Here is a 1,532-nt window from a genome sequence, read left to right as displayed (position 1 = left end):
GGCTCGCCCGTGTAGGCGGCCGCCACCACCTCGCTCTGCTCGGCCTGGGCGAGCTCGGCGATGGCGTGCACCGCGGCGATCTCCATCTCGGTGGTGATGGTGGTGGCGCCGCAATCGAGCGCCCCGCGGAAGATGTAGGGAAAGCACAGGACGTTGTTGACCTGGTTGGGGTAGTCCGTGCGGCCGGTGGCGATGATGGCGTCGCCGCGCACCTCCTTCACGTCCTCCGGCGCGATCTCCGGGTTGGGGTTGGCCAGCGCGAAGATCAGCGGGTTGGCCGCCATCTTCGCGACCATGTCCTTTTTCAGCACACCGCCGGCCGACAGGCCGAGGAACACGTCGGCGTCCTGGATGACCTGCGAGAGGGTGCGCAGCTCGGTGTCCTGTGCGAACTGGGCCTTGTCCTCGTCCATCAGCTCGGGCCGGCCCCGGTAGACCACGCCGGCGATGTCCGTGACCCAGATGTGCTCGCGCGGCAGGCCCAGCTTGACCAGCAGGTTCAGGCAGGCGAGCGCCGCCGCGCCCGCGCCGGAGGCCACCAGCTTCACGCCCGCCAGTTCCTTGCCCGCCACCTTCAGGCCGTTCAGGATGGCCGCGCCGACGACGATGGCCGTGCCGTGCTGGTCGTCGTGGAAGACCGGGATCTTCATGCGCTCGCGCAGCTTGCGCTCGATGTAGAAGCAGTCCGGCGCCTTGATGTCCTCCAGGTTGATTCCGCCGAAGGTCGGCTCCAGCGAGGCGATGATCTCGATCAGCCTGTCGGGATCCTTCTCGTCGATCTCGATGTCGAAGACGTCGATGCCGGAGAATTTCTTGAAGAGCACCCCCTTGCCCTCCATGACCGGCTTGCCTGCCAGCGGCCCGATGTCGCCCAGGCCGAGCACCGCCGTGCCGTTGGTGACCACGCCCACCAGGTTGCCGCGCGCGGTGTAGCGAAAGGCCGCGGCCGGGTCCTTGACGATCTCCTCGCAGGGCGCGGCCACGCCGGGCGAGTAGGCGAGCGCCAGATCGTGCTGGTTGCTCATCTGCTTGGTGGCGGCGATGGTGATCTTGCCGGGCTGCGGATGCTCGTGGTATTCCAGCGCCGCCTGGCGCAGCAGGGCGCGTTTGTCGCTGGGGGTGGCAGGCACGGGGGTCTCGGACATCAGGGTATCTCCAGCTCTCGGTGAGGGTCGGCCTGCCGCGCCGAAACCGCGGGGAACCGCAGCCGCAGGAGCCCTGCCGGCGACCGATCTTCCCTGGTTGCGCACGCCTCGCGGGGCCAGGGCACAGGCAGGCTCGGTAAGTGGCGGCCATTGTAGGGGAGGGCAGCCCGGCGCCAGGGCCGTGCATCGGGTGCGCGGCGGGTGAAACACCTTTGACGCGCGCCGGCCTGCGCTGTCGCGGGAATGCTTCGCCGGCACCCTCCTGATTGCTATGCTCGCACGTTTCCCGAGTCCCTGGAGATCCATGCATATGCGTTCCCGTGCTTTCGCCGTCCCGTCGCTGCGCGCCGGCCGCAACCGGCTGGTGCTGGCGGCGGGCGTCCTGCT

The 1,532-nt window shown here is 68.9% G+C and carries 1 protein-coding gene; it reads right to left on the bottom strand.

The window, feature by feature from the left end:
• A partial coding sequence (locus A612_RS09025; RefSeq protein ID WP_019374172.1) for a malic enzyme-like NAD(P)-binding protein occupies positions 1-1,145 on the bottom strand: 1,145 nt, incomplete at its 3' end.
• Between the last annotated feature and the right edge of the window lie 387 nt (positions 1,146-1,532).

The organism is Melaminivora alkalimesophila, assembly GCF_000282995.1.
Classification (GTDB): domain Bacteria; phylum Pseudomonadota; class Gammaproteobacteria; order Burkholderiales; family Burkholderiaceae_C; genus Melaminivora; species Melaminivora alkalimesophila.
This window is presented reverse-complemented; position numbering and strand designations above follow the sequence as displayed.